This is a genomic window from Acidovorax sp. BL-A-41-H1, assembly GCF_051942715.1.
The window spans coordinates 13171-31941 of record NZ_JBPVJQ010000011.1 but is presented as its reverse complement, the minus strand read 5'-3'; the positions used below and the strand labels follow the sequence as shown (position 1 = coordinate 31941).

General features: G+C 65.1%; 16 protein-coding genes. 8 read left to right on the top strand and 8 right to left on the bottom strand.

Annotated features, from left to right (window positions below; all coding sequences use genetic code 11):
- Positions 1 to 91: 91 nt before the first annotated feature.
- The gene (locus ACTPOI_RS24135) at positions 92 to 1180 is read right to left on the bottom strand and encodes a type II asparaginase (RefSeq protein WP_440113756.1); all 1089 of its coding nucleotides are present in this window, start codon (positions 1178 to 1180) and stop codon (positions 92 to 94) included.
- 179 nt (positions 1181 to 1359) lie between these two features.
- Between ACTPOI_RS24135 and ACTPOI_RS24130 the strand changes: the two genes are divergently transcribed.
- Positions 1360 to 2268: a LysR family transcriptional regulator gene (locus tag ACTPOI_RS24130; RefSeq protein WP_440113753.1), complete on the top strand. Its 909-nt coding sequence runs from the start codon at positions 1360 to 1362 to the stop codon at positions 2266 to 2268.
- Positions 2269 to 2344: 76 nt separating this feature from the next.
- On the opposite strand, the gene fabB is transcribed toward ACTPOI_RS24130, so the two are convergent.
- The 6 genes from fabB to ACTPOI_RS24100 form a co-directional block, all read right to left on the bottom strand.
- A complete protein-coding gene (gene fabB, locus ACTPOI_RS24125) occupies positions 2345 to 3574 on the bottom strand; it encodes a beta-ketoacyl-ACP synthase I (protein WP_440113750.1) in 1230 nt (409 codons plus the stop codon).
- Positions 3571 to 4095 carry a 3-hydroxyacyl-[acyl-carrier-protein] dehydratase FabA gene (fabA, locus tag ACTPOI_RS24120; RefSeq protein WP_094288927.1) on the bottom strand — a complete coding sequence of 175 codons (525 nt, stop codon included), beginning with the start codon at positions 4093 to 4095 and terminating at the stop codon, positions 3571 to 3573. Before fabA ends, fabB begins: the two co-directional genes overlap by 4 nt.
- A 160-nt stretch (positions 4096 to 4255) precedes the next feature.
- Positions 4256 to 5848, bottom strand: coding sequence for an apolipoprotein N-acyltransferase (lnt, locus tag ACTPOI_RS24115; RefSeq protein WP_440113747.1), 1593 nt, complete (start codon positions 5846 to 5848; stop codon positions 4256 to 4258).
- Between the two features lie 20 nt (positions 5849 to 5868).
- On the bottom strand, positions 5869 to 6744 hold the full coding sequence (locus tag ACTPOI_RS24110) for an HlyC/CorC family transporter (protein ID WP_094288931.1): 876 nt from the start codon (positions 6742 to 6744) through the stop codon (positions 5869 to 5871).
- Positions 6745 to 6844: 100 nt separating this feature from the next.
- A complete protein-coding gene (locus ACTPOI_RS24105) occupies positions 6845 to 7585 on the bottom strand; it encodes a GNAT family N-acetyltransferase (RefSeq protein WP_440113743.1) in 741 nt (246 codons plus the stop codon).
- A 341-nt stretch (positions 7586 to 7926) separates the two neighbouring features.
- Complete coding sequence (locus ACTPOI_RS24100) at positions 7927 to 8409, bottom strand: Lrp/AsnC family transcriptional regulator (protein WP_109790902.1); 483 nt, start codon at positions 8407 to 8409, stop codon at positions 7927 to 7929.
- A 165-nt stretch (positions 8410 to 8574) separates the two neighbouring features.
- Between ACTPOI_RS24100 and ACTPOI_RS24095 the strand changes: the two genes are divergently transcribed.
- The 5 genes from ACTPOI_RS24095 to phhA all read left to right on the top strand — a co-directional run bounded on the left by ACTPOI_RS24095 (position 8575) and on the right by phhA (position 13765).
- Positions 8575 to 9516, top strand: coding sequence for an esterase/lipase family protein (locus ACTPOI_RS24095; protein WP_094288937.1), 942 nt, complete (start codon positions 8575 to 8577; stop codon positions 9514 to 9516).
- A gap of 3 nt (positions 9517 to 9519) precedes the next feature.
- Positions 9520 to 10509: a lipase secretion chaperone gene (locus tag ACTPOI_RS24090; RefSeq protein ID WP_440113738.1), complete on the top strand. Its 990-nt coding sequence runs from the start codon at positions 9520 to 9522 to the stop codon at positions 10507 to 10509.
- A 196-nt stretch (positions 10510 to 10705) separates the two neighbouring features.
- Positions 10706 to 11818, top strand: coding sequence for a 4-hydroxyphenylpyruvate dioxygenase (gene hppD, locus ACTPOI_RS24085; protein WP_094288941.1), 1113 nt, complete (start codon positions 10706 to 10708; stop codon positions 11816 to 11818).
- 73 nt (positions 11819 to 11891) lie between these two features.
- Positions 11892 to 12860 (top strand): Bug family tripartite tricarboxylate transporter substrate binding protein, encoded by a 969-nt coding sequence (locus ACTPOI_RS24080; RefSeq protein WP_440113734.1) that lies wholly within the window; start codon positions 11892 to 11894, stop codon positions 12858 to 12860.
- Between the two features lie 65 nt (positions 12861 to 12925).
- A complete protein-coding gene (phhA, locus tag ACTPOI_RS24075) occupies positions 12926 to 13765 on the top strand; it encodes a phenylalanine 4-monooxygenase (protein WP_137747068.1) in 840 nt (279 codons plus the stop codon).
- 980 nt (positions 13766 to 14745) lie between these two features.
- On the opposite strand, the gene ACTPOI_RS24070 is transcribed toward phhA, so the two are convergent.
- Positions 14746 to 15639, bottom strand: coding sequence for an esterase/lipase family protein (locus ACTPOI_RS24070; RefSeq protein ID WP_440113730.1), 894 nt, complete (start codon positions 15637 to 15639; stop codon positions 14746 to 14748).
- 97 nt (positions 15640 to 15736) lie between these two features.
- On the opposite strand from ACTPOI_RS24070, the gene ACTPOI_RS24065 reads away from it, so the two are divergent.
- Positions 15737 to 16483, top strand: coding sequence for an FFLEELY motif protein (locus ACTPOI_RS24065; RefSeq protein WP_440113727.1), 747 nt, complete (start codon positions 15737 to 15739; stop codon positions 16481 to 16483).
- A gap of 244 nt (positions 16484 to 16727) precedes the next feature.
- Positions 16728 to 18410: an AMP-binding protein gene (locus ACTPOI_RS24060; protein WP_440113724.1), complete on the top strand. Its 1683-nt coding sequence runs from the start codon at positions 16728 to 16730 to the stop codon at positions 18408 to 18410.
- Positions 18411 to 18771: the final 361 nt, after the last annotated feature.

The following is an 18771-nucleotide window of genomic DNA, read 5'->3' as shown; positions in this document are numbered from 1 at the left end:
CAAAGGCCGGGGCCCTTGTGGAGCCCCGGCCTCGGCAACCGGTGTCGCGTGCAGTGCGCTCTGGCGAGCGGTTGGTGCGCAGTTCGGGAGATCAGTATTCCCAGAAAATGCGCTGGAGTTCCTTGCTGTCCTGGGTCTTGGTCAAAGCCACCATGGCAAGGATGCGGGCCTTTTGCGGACGCAGGTCATGCGCCACCACCCAGTCGTATTTGTCGTCAGGCTGCTCGGCATTGCGCAGCACAAAACCATCGGGCACGCGGGCCGAGCGGATGATCTGCACGCCCGAGGCGCGCAGGGCCTTGAGCGATTCCACCGCCTGCGCAGCCACCGAGCCGTTGCCGGTGCCAGCATGGATCAGCGCCTTCACGCCCGCCTTGCCGTAGGCTTCGATGCCGGTGGTGTTCATGTTGCCGTAGCCGTACACGATGTCCACAGCAGGCAGCGCCTTGATGTCGTCGATGTTGAACTCGGATTGCGTAGTGTGGCGCTTGACCGGCGCGCGGAACCAGTAGTTCTTGCCTTCCACCACCATGCCCAGCGGGCCCCACTGGCTCTTGAAGGCCTCGGTCTTGATGTTGATGGTCTTGCTCACGTCGCGACCGCTCTGGATCTCGTCGTTCATCGTGACCAGCACGCCCTTGCCGGCAGCGTCCTTGCTGGCGGCCACGGTCACGGCGTCGTACAGGTTCAGTGCGCCGTCGGCCGACAGGGCTGTGCCGGGGCGCATGGAGCCCACCACCACGATGGGCTTGGTGGTGCGCACGGTCAGGTTCAGGAAGTACGCGGTTTCTTCCAGCGTGTCGGTGCCGTGGGTGATGACGATGCCGTCCACGTCAGCCTGCTTGGACAGGGCGGAGACACGCTGGCCCAGGCGCAGCAGGTGCTCGTTGGTGAAGCTCTCGGAGGCAATCTGGAACACCTGCTCACCAGACACCTTGGCTACATTGGCCAGCTCGGGCAGGCCCGCCAGCAGCTTATCGACCGGCACCTTGGCGGCGGCATAGGTCGCGCTGTTGGCAGCCGAAGCGCCCGCACCGGCAATGGTGCCGCCCGTGGCGAGCACGACCACATGGGGCTTGGCCGCCTGGGCCAGGGCGACCGTGGACAGGGCCGAGAGCACGACGCCCGCAAACCAGCGGCGCGTGATGGACGAGGAAGAAGAAGCAGAAAAAATTCGCATGGTTGTGTCTCCGGGTCATTCTCCGGGCGCTGCGGGGTGGTGCGGCGCCCTGCTGCCGTCCGCCCCGGTGCGCGGGTGTCGGACGGTGCGGCATCCTATGAGAAATCCACACACAGCCAAGTGGAATAATTGGCGCCACCCTGTGAATTGAATTCACACCCCTTTTTCACGGAATTCCCATGAACCTGCGCCAGCTCGAAGTGTTCCAGGCCGTTTTGCAGACCGGCAGCATGAGCGCGGCAGGCCGTCTGCTGTGCATCACGCCCTCGGCCGTGAGCAAGGCCGTGGCCCACACGGAGCTGCAGCTGGGCTACCGGCTGTTCAACCGCACGCCAGCGGGTTTGACGCCCACGCCCGAGGCGCAGGTGCTGGCCGTGGAATCCGGCAGCATCCACCGCCAGCTGGATGCACTGCAGCGCACGGCGCGCAACCTGGCGACCACCGAGCTGGGCGATGTGCGGCTGGCAGCCATCCCGTCCATCACCCACGAATTTCTGCCCAAGCTGCTGCATCGCCATGCGCAAAAGCACCCACAGGTGGGGGTGGAGGTGCGCACCATCCACCAGGACCAGATGACGCAGGCACTGCTCACGCGCAGCGTGGACTTTGGGCTGGGTTTCTTTGAGCATCCGCACCCGCAAGTGCACAGCGAACTGCTGGTGAGCGGGCGCCTGTCGCTGGCCGTGGCCCGCACCCTGTGGGACCGCGCCCCGCGTGCCGCCAGCACCGCTGCACGCCTGGCGCAGGTGCCCGCCATCCGGCTGGTGGGCGACGACCCGATGCGGCAGTCCATCGACCACACGGCCGACCGCCTGGGCACACCGGGCGGGCCGGGCATCCAGGTGCAGACATCGCGCCTGGCGCTGGAGCTGGTGCGGCTGGGCATGGGCTGGACGGTGGTGGACTTCCTCACCGCCATCCGCCTGGACCCGGCGCACATGGTGGCAGTGGAACTGCCCGACCTGCCGCCCATGTCGCTGTACAGCTACCACGCGGGCAACCACCCACCGGGCCTGCAGGCCACGCGCATGCTGGCCATGCTGCCTGCGCTGCTGCATGAGGCGCTGTCACCCAGGCCGCGCAAGTAACCCCCCCGCAGCCACAAAAAAACCCGCCGCCGCAAACGCGGGGGCGGGCTGGGACGCAGCGGCAGTGACTACCGCGTCAGGCGCCCATCCAGCGGCGCAGCACCAGGCTGGCGTTGGTGCCGCCAAAGCCAAAGCTGTTGGACAGCACCGTGGTCAGCTGCGCATCCCGCGTCTGCGTGACCAGGGGCATGTCGCCCAGGGCCGGATCGGGCGTTTCCACATTGGCCGATCCTGCGATGAAGCCCTGGTTCAGCATGATCATGCAGTAGATCGCCTCCTGCACTCCGGTCGCACCCAGCGAGTGGCCGGTGAGCGATTTGGTGGACGAGAACGGCGGCACCTTGTCGCCGAACAGGGCCTTCATGGCGCGCACTTCCTGCATGTCACCCACCGGCGTTGAGGTGCCGTGGGTGTTGATGTAGTCGATGGGGGCGTCCAGGCCTTCCATCGCCTGCTGCATGCACGCAATGGCACCGTCGCCGGAAGGGGCCACCATGTCTTCGCCATCACTGGTGGCACCGAAGCCCACCACCTCGGCCAGGATGGTGGCGCCGCGGGCCTGGGCATGCTCCAGGCTCTCCAGCACCACGGCGCCGCCGCCGCCTGCGATCACAAAACCGTCACGGTTCGCGTCGTAGGCGCGCGAAGCGCGTTCGGGGGTTTCGTTGTACTTGCTGGACATGGCGCCCATGCCGTCAAACAGCAGCGACATGCCCCAGGACAGCTCTTCACCACCACCCGCGAACATCACGTCCTGCACGCCCCAGGCGATCTGCTGCGCGGCTGCGCCGATGCAGTGCGCCGAGGTCGAGCAGGCCGAGGTGATGGAGTAGTTGATGCCCTTGACCTTGAAGTTGGTCGCCAGGCAGGCAGAAACCGTGGAGCTCATGCAGCGCGTGACCTGGTACGGCCCCACACGGCGGATGCCCTTTTCGCGCAGCGTGTCGGCCGCTTCGATCTGGTTGGCAGGCGAGCCACCGCCCGAGCCCATGATGAGGCCGGTGCGCGGGTGGCTGACCTGTTCGGGGGTGAGACCCGCCTGCTGGATCGCGTCTTCGAGCGCGATCTGGGCATAGGCCGCCGCATCGCCCATGAAGCGCAGCTGCTTGCGGTCGATGCGCGCTTCGATATCGATCTCGGGCGCGCCGCCCACCTGGCTGCGCAGGCCCAGTTCCTTGAACTTTTCCACGGCCTTGATGCCACTGGTGCCCGCACGCAGCGAGGCCTCCACTGTGGCCAGGTCGTTACCGATGCACGAGACGATGCCCGCACCGGTGATGACTACACGCTTCTTGGTCGTCGTCATGCTGCTACGTCCTTGTCGTCGCCCTCGCGCTTGAACAAACCCACGCGCAGGTCGTTGGCGACGTAAATTTCCTTGCCATCGGCCAGCAGGCGGGCGTCGCCAATGGCCATCACCAGCTTGCGCTTAATCACGCGCTTGATGTCGATTTCGTAGGTGACCAGCTTCACGTCCGGGCCCACTTCGCCGGTGAACTTGACTTCACCCGCGCCCAGCGCGCGGCCCCGGCCGGGCAGTTGCAGCCAGGTCAGGTAAAAACCGATGAGCTGCCACATGGCATCGAGCCCCAGGCAGCCGGGCATGACCGGGTCGCCCTGGAAATGGCAGGCAAAAAACCACAGGTCAGGCTTGACATCCAGTTCAGCGCGGATTTTTCCCAGCCCGTGCGCCCCCCCATCACTGTCGATGTGCGTGATGCGGTCAAACATCAGCATGGGTGGCAGCGGCAGACGCCCGCTGTCAGCGCCGAACAGCCGGCCTTCGCCCGAGGCGATCAGTTGTTCGTAGGAAAAGGAATCTGCCATTTTCAGTCGTGCTCCAGAACGGCGGGTTCGCCCGCCTCAAATCATCGTTGTCCGCAAAACAAGCCCCCGCTTGCGGGGCTCTATTATCAAGGCATAGGGAGGAGCCTCTAAAGAAGGGATTGTCCGGCCCTCTGGCGGCTCCACAGGCGGATGACCTAAATCAACCGCCCCGCGCCCTGCGCACGCCCCGCGCCAGCAGGGCCGCAACCAGCGCCAGCCCCCCCAGGGCCCACAGCGGCCACAGTCCCCAGCGCGCCACCCACCATGCATAGGGCGTGATCGCCCAGCCGGTTTGTGCGCTGAGCCCGCGGCCTTGCACGTCGCCCCGGAGCACGCCCCGGGTGTGGCGCTCCAGCTGGTGCGTGACCACGCCCCGGTGGTCAATGATGGCCGTGGCGCCTGTGTTGGTGGCACGCACCATGGGGCGCTCGAACTCCAGCGCGCGCATGCGGCTGATGTGCAGGTGCTGGTCAATCGCCACCGAATTGCCAAACCAGCCGATATTGCTGAAGTTCACGAACACGGTGGGCGCCTGGGCCGGGTCGATGAAACGCGCGCCCAACTCCTCGCCAAACAGATCCTCGTAGCAGATGTTGGGCGCAATGCGCTGCCCCTTCCACACGAAAGACGCCTGACCCACGGCGCCCCGGTTGAAGTCGCCCAGCGGGATGTCCATCATGGCCGTGAACCACTTGAAGAAGGGCGGAATGAATTCGCCAAAAGGCACCAGATGGTGCTTGTCATAGCGGTAGGGCGTGGCCTGGGTGGCGGGCCCCATGCCAAGCACCGAGTTGGTGTAGCCCAGCGTTTCATCCCCCAGCGGAATCCCCAGCAACGCGGCCTGCGGGCCTTGTGCGTAGTGCTGCTGGATGCCCTCGAGGTACCCCGGAATGAGCTGCTGCGGCAGCAGCGGAATCGCGGTTTCGGGCGCCACCACCAGGTCGGCCTTGGCATCGCGCAGCGCGGCGGCGTACCACTGAAGGGCCACAGGCACACCACTGCCCGGCTGGAATTTCTCGTCCTGCGGAATGTTGCCTTGGAGCAGCTCCAGGCCCAGCGCTGGCGGCTGGGGTTGCGAGGGCGTGTGGCACAGGTTGACCGCACAGAAGCGCTGCGCCGTGGCCCCGGCCAGCACGGCTGCCAGGGCCAGCAGCAGCGCCAAAATGCGCCACCGGCGCGGGTCGGCGAGGCGTAGTTGCACCACCCCCATGGCCAGCGCTGCCGCCACGGCGCCCAGGCCATAGACCCCCACATACCGTGCCAACGGCGCCAGCGGCCCGTCCACATGGGCATAGCCCCCCGCCCCCCAGGGAAAGCCCGTCCACCAAATGCCCCGCGCTAGCTCGGCCAGCAGCCAGAGCGCTCCAAAAAAAAGAGCAGCTCCGCCTTGATGGACGGGCGCAAGGCGGCAAAAAAGGCCTAAAACAACGGCGTAGTAGCTGCCCAGAAACGCGGCCAGCGCCAACACGGCGGCCACCGCCAGCGGCGCAGGCAGGCCGCCATAGGTGTGCATGGAAATGAACAGCCACCAGAAGGTGCCTGAAAGCCAAGCCGTGGCAAATACGCCGCCAATCAGCGCCCCCCGCTGCCAGGACACCACCGCCCCCGCACCCGGCCGCACCAAGCGCGCCAGCACGGCCAGAGATAGCAGCTGCAGCCACCACAAGGGCTGGCCATGGCCCGGCCAGGCCAGGGAGGCCGCCTGCGCCAGCCCAGCGGTCAGCGCCATCAGCGCCTGCAGGGGCCAGCGCATCGTCAGGGAAGCCCGCGCCATCAAGCGGCAGCGCTGCCGTCTTCGGCCTTGGACACCTTGAACCAGCGCACGGCACCGCCCTTGGTGTGCAGCACCACAAACTGCAGGCCACCCAGCTGCAGCTGCTCGCCGCGCTTGGGCACATGGCCCATTTCGTGGGCAATCAGGCCACCAATGGTGTCAAAACTTTCGCCGGGATCGCTGCTCTGGATCAGTACATCAAAGGCTTCACAGACGCGCTCGACCGAGGTGTCGCCGCTCACGCGGTAGGTGCGGTCGGCGAGGCCGAAGATGTCGCCGTCGTCCTCGGGGATATCGAACTCGTCCTCGATCTCGCCCACGATCTGCTCCAGCACATCCTCGATGGTGACCAGCCCGGCCATGCGGCCAAACTCGTCGATCACGATGGCCAAGTGGTTGCGGTTGCCCCGGAACTCGCGCAGCAGGTCGTTCAGTCCCTTGCTCTCCGGCACAAACACCGCCGGGCGCAGCAGGGCGCGGATGTTCAGCTCGGGCGCGCGCTGCAGCTTGAGCAGGTCCTTGGCCATGAGGATGCCGATGATGTTGTCACGCTCGCCCTGGTACACCGGGAACCGCGAATGCGCGGTGTTGATGACCAGATGCAGCAAATCGTCGAACGGGGAGTCGATGTTGACCAGATCCATGCGCGGCGCGGCCACCATCACGTCGCCCGCCGTCATGTCGGCCATGCGGATCACACGCTCCAGCATCACGCGCGACTCGGCGCCAATGACCTGGTTGTCCTCGGCTTCGGCCAGGGTCTCGATCAATTCCTGGGTCGAGTCGGGGCCAGGGTGGATGAACTCTGCCACCTTCTGCAGGAAGGTGCGTTTGTCTTCCTTTTCGGGCGGGCGCCCGGGATGCGGATCAGACACTGTCGTGGAGTGCAGGACGTGCGGTAGTGGATCGGGCCCCTAGGATAGCGGATTGTGGTGACAGGCCCCGCACCGGCCCCGCCCCGTGCCCAGCCAGGCCTTACTCGGCCGACTGGTGGCGCGCGTGTTGCACGCCGCTGCGCACTTCCTGCACGTTGGCCAGGAAGTCCCAGAACTGCTTGGCCTGCTTCTTGATCTGGTAGTCCACCTCGGCAAACTGCTGCTCCACGATCTCGGCCATGCGCGTGTCGAGACTGGCGGGCGGGATCTGCAGGTAGGCCTCGGACTCGGAGCCATCGCGGCGCACCGTGGCACCCGCGTTGCGCGCGATCTTGAGCATGGCCGTGTTCTCGGACAGCGCATGGATGAACACCATGTTCACGCCTTCATTGCGCGCGTGCATCACGGCACGCTCGAACAGGCGTGCGCCAAACCCACGGCCCCGCGCCTGCTTGAGCACGGATACGCCAAACTCGGCACAGGGCTTGTGTTCGGGGTTTTCCGAGAACGCCAGGTGCGCCATGGCGATGAGCTCAAGGCGGCGGTTGTAGATACCAAAGATTTCGTCGCGCTCGAAGTTGAGCTGCTCGGCGTAGCGGCGGATCTGCTCGTCGTTGGCGGCATAGCCAAAGCGCAGGTAGCGGTCTGCAGGCTCCAGTTGCAGCAGGTGCTGGGTGATCCGCTCCCGGTAGGAAGGGCCCAGGGAGCGGATAGGAACCATCACGGGCGTCTCCTGCTGGTGGATGTGAATGTCAGAGGCAGAGGAGCCGCCCGTTACCGGGCGCAGCATGTCCCGGCCTGCGTACCAGGATGCCTTGAGCCAGTCTTTGGTTGCGAACATGCAGCCAAATATAAGGGTTTTCCCTCATTTTTTCCAGTCCAAATTGCTGCGCCGCAGCAAAATAGTGACACTACTCAAAAGGCAAAGAAATCGGCTCCAAGCGCCTGATGAACAAACTTCAGAAGCTATCAATTTAAGAGTAATCATGCTGTGAAACTCCTCTGCAGGGGTCGCACATGCGACGGCTGGGTAGCTGGACTGCCGTCTGCACCATGCCCCTTTAGCACCCACCGGAGCGTATAGCGCGGCGCGCCTGGCAGCAACCTCCGCCGCACCGACAGGCACGCTAAGAAATCACGCCTGCGACATGCACAGGCGCATCCGAGGACGAAGGTGCCGGGCTACACCGGCACGGCCGTGGTCGCTTTCACGCGGTCGAGCACAAAGCTGGTCTTGCAATCCTGCACGCTGGGGTGCTTGAGCAGGGTGTCCATGATGAAGCGGCTGTAGTGCGCCATGTCGGCCACCACCACGCGCAGCAGGTAGTCCATCTCGCCGGTGAGCGAGGCGCACTCCACCACCTCGGGCCAGGTCTGCACGCTGGCGCGGAACAGGTCCATGGGGTTGCGCTTGTGGCTTTCGGTGTGTTTTTCGAGGCGCACGTTGAGGTAGGCCGTGAGCCCCAGCCCCACCGCTTCGGGCGGCACCAGGGCCACATAGCGGTCGATCACGCCGCTGTCCTCCAGCCGCTTGACGCGGCGCAGCACGGCGCTGGGCGACAGGCCCACCTGCTCGCCGATCACGTCGTAGGTCTCGCGGCCGTTTTCTTGCAGACGGCGCAGGATGGCGCGATCCAGCTTGTCCAATGCGTCAAAAGCTTTCATGGCGCAGGATTTTACGGAATCCAGGCAATTTCCCGCCGACCACATTGCAGGCACGGGTATGTCCCGATAGTGACAGCAGCCATCTCCCCAAAAAATAAGCACTGCAAAAACGAACGACCGTTCTATTTTGCAAACATAAGAAATCACATCAACGGAGACAAACACATGACCGGATTTTTCAGCCGCTTGTTGCGGCGACTGGTGCTGGCAGCAACGGCGGGGTTGCTGCTGGTGGGCGGGGGCGCGCAGGCGCAAACGGGCTACACGCAAACGCGGTATCCCATCGTGCTGGTGCACGGGCTTTTTGGCTTTGACTCGGCGCTGGGCATCGATTACTTCTACGGCATTCCCGACGCACTGCGCCAGGGTGGTGCCAAGGTCTACGTGGCCCAGGTGTCGGCCGCCAACAGCACCGAGGTGCGGGGCGAGCAGCTGCTGGCCCAGGTCAAGACCATCCTCGCCATCACCGGCGCGGCCAAAGTGAACCTGGTGGGCCACTCGCACGGCGGCCCCACCACGCGCTATGTGGCGGGTGTGGCGCCGCAGTTGGTGGCCTCGGTCACATCCATCGGGGGCGTGAACCGGGGTTCGCGCGTGGCCGACATCCTGCGCGGCGTGGCGCCTGCAGGCTCGGTGTCCGAGGCCGTAGCCAATGCGGCGGCCAAGGCGCTGGTGGGTTTGATCAACCTGACCTCGGGCGGCACGGGCCTGCCCCAGATGCCCACGGCGGCGCTGGACTCGCTGACCACCGCAGGCTCCGCCAAGTTCAACAGCCGCTTCCCACAGGGGGTGCCCACCTCCGGCTGCGGCAATGGTGCTGAGCTGGTGAATGGCGTGCGCTACTACTCCTGGACCGGCACCCTGCCCCTGACCAACGTGCTCGACGCCAGCGACGCACTGCTGACCACGCTGAGCCTGACCTTTGGCGAAGCCAACGACGGCCTGGTGTCGGCCTGCTCGTCGCGCCTGGGCAAACACCTGGGCGACTACCGCCAGAACCACCTTGATGAAGTGAACCAGTTGCTGGGCCTGCGCGACTGGTTCTCCACCGACCCGGTGACGCTGTACCGCCAGCACGCCAACCGCCTCAAGCAGCAAGGCCTGTAAGCCATGGCCCAACCCTTGCGCACCTGGGCGGTTGCCGCCGCACTCCTGGCCTTCACCACGGCCGCCGTGGTCTGGTGGCTGGGAGGCCCTGCCGGGTTGGGCGCGGGGGATACGCATCAACCACCCGTGGGGGCGGCCGCCGCCACCGCCGGTGCCCAGGTACAACCATCGCCAGCACAGGGCGTGGACAACAGCTTTTTTGCACGCCGCCGCGCCATCACCGCCGATGGCCCGGCCGACCCGCTGCTGGTGCACGGCCTGCGCGACACGCTGGAAGCCCTGTTGATGGAAGCGGGCGACGCCAGCGACCCGGCCGTGCTCAAGCAGCGCCTGGCCGCACTGGTGAACCAGCATTTCCCCGCCACCCTGGCCACCCGTGCGCTGGCCCTGGCCGAGCGCTATGTGGACTATCGCGTGGCCCTGGGCAGCCTGCGCGCGCCGCAGGACCTGACCGACCCACGCGCACTGCGCGACGCACTGGAAGCGCGCCACAAGGTGCGCCTGCAGTTTTTTGACGACGCCGAATACGACGCCCTGTTCGCCCGCGAGGCCGAGCTGGACCGCTACACCCTGGCGCGCCTGGAGATTGAGCGCAACATCCAGCTCAGCCCCGAGCAGCGCGCCCAGGCGCTGCAGGCGGCCGACAACGAACTCTCTGCCGAGCGCCGTGCCGAACGCAGCGCCGCCACCGAACACATGGCCGCCGCCGCGCAGACGGCCGTGTTCAACGCCAGCAATGCCGACGAGCGCACCCGCTACGCCGCCCGCAGCGCGCAATACGGCCCGGCGGCCGCCCAGGCCATGGCCCAGCTGGACCGGGAGGAACAGCACTGGAACCAGCGCCTGGACCAGTACAGCCAAGCCCGGGCGCAACAGGGCGAGGGCCCTGGCCTGCAGCAATTGCGCCAGCAGCTTTTCTCGCCCGAGGAGCAACAACGCATCGACGCCGCGCTGGCGCTGCGCCGGCTTAGCGCGGGCGCTTCGGGCTCCTAGCGCTCTGCAGGCACCTGGCGACGCCGCATCGGCGCGGCGACCTTCCCTGCCCGAAGCGCCGCCTGATTGCGCGGAATTTTGATCATTCACAAGATTCCTGCAAATCAAGCGGCAAAGCCTCTTGATTTCGCCAGAAACATGAGGCAGGCCACGCCTACAGTCCATGACATTCATCAACGAATGCCGGAGACACCCCATGAACGCCGCCTTGCCGCAAGAAACCACCGCCCAGCTCGCTGCCTGGGACAACCCCATGGGCCTGATGGGCTTCGAGTTCGTCGAATTCACCTCGCCCCAGCCCGGTGTGCTGGAGGCCGTATTTGAAAAGCTGGGTTTCACGCTGGTCGCCAAGCACCGCTCCAAGGACGTGGTGCTGTACCGCCAGAACGGCATCAACTTCATCCTGAACCGCGAGCCCCACAGCCAAGCCGCGTACTTTGGCGCGGAGCATGGCCCGTCTGCCTGCGGCCTGGCCTTCCGCGTGAAGGATGCGCACAAGGCTTACAACCGCGCACTGGAACTGGGCGCCCAGCCTATTGACATCCCCACCGGCCCCATGGAACTGCGCCTGCCCGCCATCAAGGGCATTGGCGGTGCACCGCTGTACTTGATCGACCGCTTTGAAGACGGCAAGTCCATCTACGACATCGACTTCGAATTCATCGAAGGTGTGGACCGCCGCCCTGTGGGCCATGGCCTGAACCTCATCGACCACCTCACCCACAACGTGTACCGGGGCCGCATGGGCTTCTGGGCCAACTTCTACGAGAAGCTGTTCAACTTCCGTGAGATCCGCTACTTCGACATCCAGGGCGAATACACGGGCCTGACCTCCAAGGCCATGACAGCGCCCGACGGCATGATCCGCATCCCACTGAACGAAGAAGCCAAGCAGGGTGGCGGCCAGATCGAAGAATTTTTGATGCAGTTCAACGGCGAAGGCATCCAGCACATCGCGCTGATCTGCGACAACCTGCTGGACGTGGTGGACAAGCTGGGCATGGCCGGCGTGCCCCTGGCCACGGCACCCAACGAGGTCTACTACGAAATGCTGGACACCCGTTTGCCCGGCCACGGCCAGCCCGTGCCCGAGCTGCAGTCGCGCGGCATCCTGCTTGATGGATCCACCGCTGACGGCACGCCCCGCCTGCTGCTGCAGATCTTCTCCACGCCCATGCTGGGCCCGGTGTTCTTCGAATTCATCCAGCGCGAAGGCGACTACCGCGACGGCTTTGGCGAAGGCAACTTCAAGGCGCTGTTCGAGTCGCTGGAGCGCGACCAGATCCGCCGTGGCGTGCTGAACACCTAAGTCATCAGACATCCAGGGTTAACCCTGAACAGGTGCCTATACTGCGCGCTCCCCGGAACTCAAAAGGATCCCGATGTCGCTCCGTAGCACCCTGTTCAGTGTTGGCCTGACCTGTGTGGCCACCTTTGCCATGGCCCAAAGCCCCTCTGCCCCGCTCACCATCGTGGTTCCCTACCCCGCTGGTGGTCCGCTGGACACCTCGGCCCGCATCGTGGCCGACGGTGCTGCCGCCCAGTTGGGCTCCATTACCGTGGAGAACAAACCGGGGGCGGGTGGTAGTACCGGAGCCGACCAGGTCGCCAAATCTCCCAAGACCAGCAACCAGGTGCTGATGGGCGCCGTGGCCACCCACGCCGTCAATCCCTGGCTGTACAAGAACTTCCCCTACAACGCACTCAAGGACTTCAAGCCCATCGCCCTCGTGGCGCGCACGCCCAATGTGCTGGTGGTGAGTGCGGCGCAGGCCGCCAAGCTGGGCATCAAGACCACGCCGGACCTGGTGCAGTACCTCAAGAAGAACCCGGACCAGGCCAAGTACGGCTCGGGCGGCAACGGCAGCATCGGCCACATCTCGGCCGAGATGTTCAAGTCGCTCACCAACACCAAGATGGGCCACACGCCCTTCCAGGGCTCCAAGCCCGCGCTCGCCGCGCTGGAATCGGGCCAGGTGCTGATGGTGTTTGACAACCTGGCCTCGGCGCTGCCGCAGATCCAGTCGGGCAAGCTGCTGGCGCTGGGTGTGACCACCCTCAGCCGCAACGAGGCGCTGCCCAACGTGCCCAGCATCAACGACAGCGTGCAGGGCTTCAATGTGTCCACCTGGTTCGGCCTGTTCGCGCCGACCTCGCTGCCTGATGCGGACGCGCGCCGCTATGCCAACGCGTTCAGCGCCGCGATGCACTCGCCCGCTGGCAAGGAGAAGTTCAAGAAGATGGGCATCACGCCCGAAGAGCTGACGCTCGACGGGTTTGCGCAGTTTGTGCGCTCGGAAAACAGCAAGTACGAATTTCTGATCCGGGCCGCAAAGATCAAGATCGATTAGCAGCCGCGTGGGCTGGTGCGCACCCCCATCGCGGTGCGCCGACCATGGCGGCAAAGGAGAAAAAAATGGGACAAGCCCCTGTCGTCTATGGCCAATCCACCCGCCCACCGCGCGGCGACTATTCGCGTGCGAACGCGGACTACACCTGCCCGCAGGACTACGCGGCCTACACCGCCGCCGACCACGACACCTATCGCCGTCTGTACGAGCGCCAGCGCGCCCTGCTGCCCGGCCTGGCGAGCCAGGCGTTCATCGACGCCCTGCCCTCACTGGGCGCGAGCGACCGCATTCCGCGTTTTGAAGAGGTGAACGAGCGCCTCTACAAAGCGACCGGCTGGGAGCTGGTGGGCGTGCCGGGGCTGATCCCCGAGGTGCCCTTTTTCACCCTGCTGGCCAACCGCAAGTTCCCGGTGACGGACTGGATCCGCAAGCCCGAGGAGTTCGAGTACATCGTCGAGCCCGACATTTTTCACGACCTGTTCGGCCATGTGCCGCTGCTGTTCAACCCGGTGTTTGCGGACTATGTGCAGCGCTACGGCCAGGGAGGGCTGAAGGCGCAGGGGCTGGGGTCGTGCGAGATGCTCTCGCGTTTGTACTGGTACACCATCGAGTTCGGGCTGATCCGCGAGGCGGGGCAGTTGCGGGCGTACGGGGCGGGGATTTTGAGCTCGTCGGGCGAGTTGGCGTATTCGGTGCAGAGCCCGGAGCCGCAGCGCATTCCGCTGGCGCTGGAGCGCACCATGCGCACGCGCTACAAGATCGATACGTACCAGCAGACGTACTTTGTGATCGACAGTTTTGAGCAGCTGTTCGAGATGACGGCGGCGGACTTTGCGCCGATCTATGAGCGGCTGCGGGGGTTGCCGGAGTTTGCTGCGGATGAGCGGGAGGCTGTGGCGGCTTGATTTTTTGAAAGAAATTGGCTGCCTCCGCCTGTCTAAAAAGCGCTGACAGCTACTATTTTTATAGCACTACAGTGACCGTTCGGGCTGAGCCTGTCGAAGCCTTGGCGTACTGGTTTGGAAGGCGTGCTTGGGTTGAGGGCGGAGGCCGGGGTGTGCGCCCGGCGGCGCAGTGGCTTTCTTTTGCTTCGCCAAAAGAAAGTCACCAAAGAAAGGGCGACCCTGCTGTCTGCGACCCCTTCGCTGCGCTACGGGGCAACCTGGGGTGCTCGGTCACGGGGTGCGCCGCAGAACTCACTGCGCGCTGACGCGCTCCGTTCAAACAACTGCGGCGAGTCAGTTCACGAAGCATGGGCGCTCCGACGCCCATGCCCACCCCGCGCCCTGCGCGCCCCAGGCGCATACAGAAGGGAACCCGCGAATCGGACATCCATTCGGGCCATCGCTGCACTCGGCCCAGCCTGCGCAGCGCGAGGCGCTTGCGCCCACGAGATGGGGCCGAGCGCAGCAAAGGCCCGTGCGGCTGCTTGGCTGTTCGGCTGTTGGATGTTCGACTGCCCAACCCCCTGCTGGCTGCGCCTGCGGCGGGGCGGTTGTGGGGTGAGCATGGGCGTCGAAGCGCCCATGCCTTGTGAACTGACTCGCCGTGGTTGTCCGAGCGGCGCGCCGCAGGCGCAAAGCGAGTTCCACGGCGCACCCCGCAACCGCCCCGCCGCAGGTTCGCCCCTTCGCAACGCGAAGGGGTCGCAGACTGGGGGTCGCCTTTCTTTTGGGTACTTTTCTTTGGCGAAGCAAAGAACAAGTACCTCGCCCGCCGGGGCGAGTCCCGGCTCCCGCCCGGAACACTGGCATGCAGTAGCCACCGAAAGCCCAGGCTTCAGCAAGCGAAGACCAAACGCTCCCGGCAAAACTCAGTAGCTACAAAAACAATAGCTGCTAGCGCTTTATAGAAAAGCGCTAGCAGCCAAAATTATCCAAAAAGACTATCGCTCAATCTCCTCCAGACAGGCCCGCATCACCCCAGGGTCAAACGCCATCTCCACATGCGCAACCCCTTCCACCAACCGGTGTTCCGCCCCCACCAACGCCGCAGTAGTCGCCGGAAACACGATGTTGTCGCAGTTCGAATACCAGCACGTAAACAACGCTGCCCGCCCCGCAGGCTCCGCCCGCTGCAAGGCCACCACCCAGTCCCCCGCCAAGCTCATCTGCCGCCCATTCACCGCGCGACTGAACCGCCCCAGCCACGTGCCCCCATGCGGCGTGCCCAGCGTCAACACACGGTGCACCCGCCCATCCGCCTGGTGCGCCCGCAGCCACGCCCGCACCGCCAACCCGCCCATGCTGTGGCACAACAGCACCGGCGCCTGCCCCGTGGCCGTCGTTACCTTGCGCACAGCGTCTTCGATGATGTCGGCGTACTCGTCAATCGAGCCCATCACCGGCTCCAGATTGACCGCCACATAGGCATGCCCCCGCGCCTGCAACTGCGCAAACCACGGCAGCCACAGGCCCCGGTTGCACATGAAGCCATGCACTAGCACCACGCCGCGCTTTCCGGTGGGCTGCGCAGGCAGCCAATCGGGCAATGACTGGTGGCGAAACGGCTGGCGCCAGCAGAAGACCAGCAGCGCCACCCACACCTCCGCCCACCAGGCACCCACCACCTGCGACAGGCGGGCGCGGGGCGCAGCATCGGCACGGTTGGTGATGTGCATCAGCACAAACTCCACCGCCATCACCACCAGGTAAATGCTGAGCGGCACCAGTGCCCCCAGCACAGCACGCAACGGTGAATGGGGCCATTGCCACACCAGCCAGGCGGCCATGGCCAGCAGGATGCACAGGAGAAGGATTCGTTGCCAGCGCGCGATCATGGTGGTGAGGGCAAATGTTGTAATCGACCAGCCGCATTGTGCGGTCTGACCACCGCCCGACACCGCACCCCGCAGAACGCTGAAAGGACACCACCCCATGGATGCCGCCCAGACCATCCGCGATGCCATTGCCGACGTGACCGCCCTGCGCCTGCACCGCACGGGGGACCCGGCGCTGGGGGCGGCGGTGGGCAGCGTCAAGACCTTTCAGGCGCGGCGCTTTCGCGGCACCTATGCCGACCTGATGGCATCGCCCGCGTTCGGGCCCGCAGCGCGCTTTTTTCTGGAAGAGCTGTACAGCGACACCGACTACACAGACCGCGACCAGCAGTTTGGCCGCATCGCGGGCACGCTGCAGACCATGTTCCCCCAGCCGGTCGTGACCACCGCCGTGGCCCTGGCCGTGCTGCACGCGCAGACCGAGGAACTGGACCAGGATATGGGCCGCGCCTGGCTCGCGCATAAAGACGTCGATGCGGCCAACGACCCCGCCCGCTACACCGCTGCCTGGCGCACCGTAGGCCAGCGCCACGCGCGCCAGCAGCAGTTACAGCGCGTGCTGGCCATGGGCAATGACCTGGCGCGCCTCACGCGCACGCCCGGCCTGCGGATGATGCTGCGCATGATGCGCGGCCCGGCCAACGCAGCGGGCATGGGCGCACTGCAACAGTTTCTGGAGGCGGGGTTCGACACCTTCGGCCAGCTCGCTCGCCAGCGCGGCGGGGTGGAGCAGTTCCTGGCCACCATCGAGCAGCGTGAGCGGGCGCTGATGGATTTGCTCTTCGATGCCGACCCTGTCACCTGCGGGACCCAGCTTAACCACACACTAGGACAAGCCCGATAGCCCGCAACGCGCCCGCCTTCCACAATCTGTGCCCACCTATCAATGGCATTTGGCGAACACAGGGATGTCCTGCATGACCCTCGCGAGTCGGTGGTAGTGCGGATCGGGATGGGCCGCAAGGCGCCTTTTTGCAGCCAATAGCCCAGCTATTGGCAAGAAAAGCAACGCAGCGGACCGCCCGAGACCGCGCTATCACCGACCGCAGGGAGTTATGCAGGACATCCCTAACGAAGGAAACACGCGCATGGAAAAGATCTGGCTCAAGAGCTACCCCCCGGGCGTCCCACACGACGTGAAGCCCGAGCAATACCGCTCTGTGGCCCACCTGCTGGAAGAGTCGTTCCGCAAACACGCCTCCAGCCCGTTCTCGGTCTGCATGGACCAGTGGATGACCTATGGCGAGCTGGAACGCCGCTCCGCTGCGCTGGGCGCCTATCTGCAAAGCCTGGGGCTGGAGCCCGGTGCGCGCGTTGCCATCATGCTGCCCAACATTCCGCAGTTTGGCGTGACCATGGCCGCCGTGCTGCGCGCGGGCTACACCTGCGTGAACGTGAACCCGCTGTACACCGCGCGCGAGCTGGAGCACCAGCTCAAGGACTCGGGCGCCACCGCCATCGTGATCCTGGAGAACTTTGCCCACACGCTGGCCGATGTGATCGACCACACGGCCGTCAAGCACGTGGTGATGGCCTCCATGGGGGACCTGCTGGGCTTCTGGTTTGGCAAATGGATCACCTTTGCCGTGCGCCACCTGGCCAAGATGGTGCCCGCGTACGACCTGCCGCTGTCCAACGGGCGCAAGGTCGTCACGTTCAAGAAGGCGCTGTCGCTGGGCGAACACAAGTCGCTCGCACCCAGTCAGGCCACGCTCGATTCGATTGCCTTCCTGCAGTACACCGGCGGCACCACGGGCCTGTCCAAGGGCGCAGTGCTCACCCACCGCAACATCGTGGCCGCCACGCTGCAGGCCGAGGCGTGGTTCACGCCCGCTCTGTCCAAAGTGGGCGACCTGAGCAAGGCCAACAGCATTGCCGCACTGCCGCTGTACCACATCTTCGCGCTCACGCTGTGCCTGCTGGCCATCCGCCAAGGCTCCAGCATGACGCTGATCCCCAACCCGCGCGACATCCCGAAGTTCGTGGCCGAACTCAAGAAGCGCCCCTTCCACATGCTGCCTGCGGTGAACACGCTGTTCAACGCGCTGCTGCAAAACCCTCAGTTCAAGACGCTGGATTTTTCGCACCTGTGCGTGTCGCAGGCCGGGGGCATGGCAGCCAGCGAGGGCACGGCCAAGCAGTGGCAGAAGGTGACCGGCAGCACCATGATCGAAGGCTGGGGCATGAGCGAGACCTGCGCCATCGGCACCAACAACCCGGTGATCAGCACCCAGTTCAGCGGCAACATCGGCCTGCCGCTGCCGGGCATCGACATTGCCATCAAGGACGACGAAGGCAACAGCCTGCCCCAGGGCGAGTCGGGCGAGATCTGCATCCGCGGCCCCAACGTGATGGCGGGCTACTACAACCAGCCCGAAGAGAACGCCAAGGCCTTCACGCCCGACGGCTTCATGCGCACGGGCGACATCGGCATCATGGACCCGCAGGGCTACACCCGCATCATCGACCGCAAGAAGGACATGATCCTGGTGAGTGGCTTCAACGTGTTCCCCAACGAGCTGGAGCAGGTCATCAGTCTGTGCCCCGGCGTGGTCGAATGCGCAGCCATTGGTGTTCCCGATGAGAAGCAGGGCGAGGCCATCAAGGTGTTCATCATCAAGAACGACCCGGCCCTGACCGAGGACGAGGTGGCCAACTACTGCCACCAAAATCTCACCGGCTACAAGCGCCCCAAGTACATCGAGTTCCGCGACGAGCTGCCCAAGAGCAATGTGGGCAAGATTTTGCGTCGCGAGCTGCGCAAGGCTTGAGGCCGTTGTTCCTAAGGGCAGAGCGAAAAACGCTGCCCTCCATCACCTCCCCCAGGGCGCTTCGGCGCCCTTTTTCTTGGGCGTAAACCCTGCAGATCGCCCCACTGCGCCGGTAGTCCAATGTCTGCATCTTCGGGTTTTTACTGATTAGCAAACGTTTGCGCAAACGTTTGCTTTCGTTATCATCCCGTTCGCGACAAGGCACCGGGCATCCGTAGCCGCTCCTTTTTGGGGGCGCTGCCGGGGATTTCCCTCCACGCTGTCGGTCGCCTTAGGGCGACGCTGGATAAGTCTCCGCGATGCGGCGGGCCCTGGATCGGCATGGACTGCAAGGCGCAAACCAGAGTGATAGCCGTAGCTA

What these genes read in the sequence shown, in the direction of transcription:
- ACTPOI_RS24065 (WP_440113727.1), top strand. Translation starts at nt 15,737, where the DNA reads ATGGATGCCGCCCAGACCATCCGCGATGCCATTGCCGACGTGACCGCC.
- fabA (WP_094288927.1), bottom strand. Translation starts at nt 4,095, where the DNA reads ATGGCAGATTCCTTTTCCTACGAACAACTGATCGCCTCGGGCGAAGGC.
- ACTPOI_RS24070 (WP_440113730.1), bottom strand. Translation starts at nt 15,639, where the DNA reads ATGATCGCGCGCTGGCAACGAATCCTTCTCCTGTGCATCCTGCTGGCC.
- ACTPOI_RS24095 (WP_094288937.1), top strand. Translation starts at nt 8,575, where the DNA reads ATGACCGGATTTTTCAGCCGCTTGTTGCGGCGACTGGTGCTGGCAGCA.
- ACTPOI_RS24135 (WP_440113756.1), bottom strand. Translation starts at nt 1,180, where the DNA reads ATGCGAATTTTTTCTGCTTCTTCTTCCTCGTCCATCACGCGCCGCTGG.
- ACTPOI_RS24090 (WP_440113738.1), top strand. Translation starts at nt 9,520, where the DNA reads ATGGCCCAACCCTTGCGCACCTGGGCGGTTGCCGCCGCACTCCTGGCC.
- ACTPOI_RS24105 (WP_440113743.1), bottom strand. Translation starts at nt 7,585, where the DNA reads ATGTTCGCAACCAAAGACTGGCTCAAGGCATCCTGGTACGCAGGCCGG.
- phhA (WP_137747068.1), top strand. Translation starts at nt 12,926, where the DNA reads ATGGGACAAGCCCCTGTCGTCTATGGCCAATCCACCCGCCCACCGCGC.
- ACTPOI_RS24060 (WP_440113724.1), top strand. Translation starts at nt 16,728, where the DNA reads ATGGAAAAGATCTGGCTCAAGAGCTACCCCCCGGGCGTCCCACACGAC.
- fabB (WP_440113750.1), bottom strand. Translation starts at nt 3,574, where the DNA reads ATGACGACGACCAAGAAGCGTGTAGTCATCACCGGTGCGGGCATCGTC.
- ACTPOI_RS24080 (WP_440113734.1), top strand. Translation starts at nt 11,892, where the DNA reads ATGTCGCTCCGTAGCACCCTGTTCAGTGTTGGCCTGACCTGTGTGGCC.
- hppD (WP_094288941.1), top strand. Translation starts at nt 10,706, where the DNA reads ATGAACGCCGCCTTGCCGCAAGAAACCACCGCCCAGCTCGCTGCCTGG.
- ACTPOI_RS24130 (WP_440113753.1), top strand. Translation starts at nt 1,360, where the DNA reads ATGAACCTGCGCCAGCTCGAAGTGTTCCAGGCCGTTTTGCAGACCGGC.
- ACTPOI_RS24100 (WP_109790902.1), bottom strand. Translation starts at nt 8,409, where the DNA reads ATGAAAGCTTTTGACGCATTGGACAAGCTGGATCGCGCCATCCTGCGC.
- lnt (WP_440113747.1), bottom strand. Translation starts at nt 5,848, where the DNA reads ATGCGCTGGCCCCTGCAGGCGCTGATGGCGCTGACCGCTGGGCTGGCG.